Source organism: Roseomonas acroporae, assembly GCF_023223525.1.
GTDB lineage: Bacteria > Pseudomonadota > Alphaproteobacteria > Acetobacterales > Acetobacteraceae > Roseomonas_E > Roseomonas_E acroporae.
This window is the reverse complement of the sequence record NZ_JALPRX010000207.1, coordinates 1-2,280: the sequence shown is the minus strand read 5'-3', so window position 1 is coordinate 2,280 and position 2,280 is coordinate 1. Positions and strand designations below refer to the sequence as shown.

General features: G+C 68.8%; 1 protein-coding gene. It reads right to left on the bottom strand.

Annotated features, from left to right (window positions below; translation table 11 throughout):
• Nucleotides 1-2,091: LamG domain-containing protein (locus M0638_RS29195; RefSeq protein WP_248670229.1), on the bottom strand; the 2,091-nt coding region annotated here is incomplete at its 3' end.
• Nucleotides 2,092-2,280 lie beyond the last annotated feature (189 nt).

Here is a 2,280-nt window from a genome sequence, read left to right as displayed (position 1 = left end):
GCTGCCATCCGTGTGGCGATAGATGAAGCCCTGGTTCGACGTGCGGTAGTCCAGGCCGAATTTGTCGTTCGTGTCGATCTCATTGACGCTGTCCTGGAAGTCAGAGAGGTGCCAGAACGCGGGCCAGCCGGGACCGATGTTCGGCGCTCGCATGCGGGTCGCGTGCAGCCCGTAGCGGATGCCGTAGGGGAAGGTGTTGAAGGCCGGCCCGAGGTACTTCGGCGCGTCGGAAGCCGACATCATCGCCGCCGGCAGGCACGCGGCCTCGTTCGCGGTCATCAGCCTGGGCGTCATCTTGAGGAACCCGCCCGGCATGGTGGCATCCGTGCCGAGCGTGATGAGCGGCCCGCCTTCGAGGTACTGCATCGTGGACCAGTTCGGGATCGCGCAGCCCTCGGTGTGCAGGCGCGCGACGGAGGGCCACGCCTCGGCGGGCGGCACATAGCTGCTGCCGCCGGCCCACGCCGCCGGCGTCTTGCCCGACACGCGCATGTCGCTCGGGTCCCAGGAGCCGGTCACGTAGCCGTGGCAGAACAGGTTGCTCGTGCTGTCCAGCATCCCATTGGCGTGCACGGTGCGCGGCGGCCAGCCCGACTGGTGGCGCCAGTTCGGCACCGCCGTGAACCGATCCTTGCGGACGTACTTCACGTCCGACAGGTCGATGCGCTGGCCGATCACGGGCGTCACGCGGCGCATGATCTGCGGCGGCGCCGTCATCGGCGTCCAGCCATAGAGACCGTTGTCGAGCGGCCAGAGTGTGGTGATGCCCGTCTCGCCGCCCGTCAGCGCGGCGGTGGGCGTGGTGGCGGCGCGCTGCGTGGCCCAGAGCGAGACCTCGGAGATGTCGATGCTGGTGGTGTCGCCGCTGCGCTTGCCGATGTAGAGCGGGTTCTGCCCGAGCTTGTCGAGGTTCAGCGCCGCGTTCACCTTCAAGACGCCGTCGATGTAGATCTTGAAGGCACTCGCGGTGACGTTGACCATGGCGTAGTGCAGCGCGCCATCGGTCGGGAACGTGCCGGCCGCGTAGCCGATGCCCTGGTAGCCGGTGGACGGCTGGTAGTGGATGTACACGCCGCCGTCGCTACCGGGGTTCACCTGCGCGCCGCCGACCGCGTCGTGGAAGAACGAGTAGGCCTGCGCGCTCGGCGGCTTGAACCAGAAGCCGAGCGAGAAGCCGCCGTTCGCGGTGGTCTGGAGCGTGCCGGCCGGGATGCTGATGCCGCTGTTGCCGAGGCCGTAGCCCCACTTCACGGATTTCCAGGTGGCGTTGGTGCTGTCGTTGAGGCCGCACCGCAGCGCGGCCATGCGCAGCCCGGCCGCCGGGTTCGTGGTCAGGTTGATCGGATAGGTGACGGCCGCGCCGGTCCCGCTGGTGGGGGTGTCCGTGACCATGCCGTCCGCCGTGCCCCAGGCGGTGTAGCTGGGCGAGGACGCGTTGCCGGTCTTGATGGTCACGCCGTCGGCGTCCAGCACCAGCGCATCGTTGCGCGAGGTGAAGGTGCGCGTGGCACTTCCGGATTTGGCCGACAGCGTTCCCACCGTCGTGCCAGCCGACACGGCGCCGGACACGGCGTTGGCAAGCGTCTGGCTGAACGTGATCGACGGGAGCGCGCTCGACAGCAGGCCGAGGTAGTTGCGGGCATTCTGCACGAGGAAGAACAGTCCGTCGTACACCACGTCGAGGACGATCACGTCGCCTGCTGCCGTGGCCGGCGTGAAGGCGGACGAGAACACGAAGCCGCTGGCGAAGGTCAGCGTGGTCGTGCCGGTTAGCGCAAGGCGCCAGACGTAGCGCCCGCCGGGCGAGGCGCCGGTCGGCAGGCCAAGCAGCCGCGTGCCGGAAATGGAGGCGCTGTACTGCCCGTCGCGTGCGGTGATCGCGGTGGCGATGGTCGCGGCATCGACCAGCGCCTTGGCCTCGAAGTCGATGGACCCCACCGCCGCCTGCAATGCGGTCACAGCGGCCTGGAGGTCCGACGCCTTCGTGTAGAGTTCGTCGGTGTTGTCGTTCAGCTTTCCGAAAGCGGCGTAGAGCGTATCGGCGGTGACGTCGTTCGCGGAGCCGCCGCGGTTCACAAGGGCCTTGACCACGTCCGGTTCTCCTAGGCCGCGCTCGCGCGGACGGTGCCGCTGCTGGCCCTGATGGTGTCGCTGCTGGCACGCATCGCCGGCGCCGCTGCCGTGCTGACGCCGCTGAGCATCGCCGGCAGGCCGCTGCCGATGCTGTTCTGCGGAGTGATGCGGTAGTCGTAGGCGGTCGCCGCGGTGAGGTCGGTGACG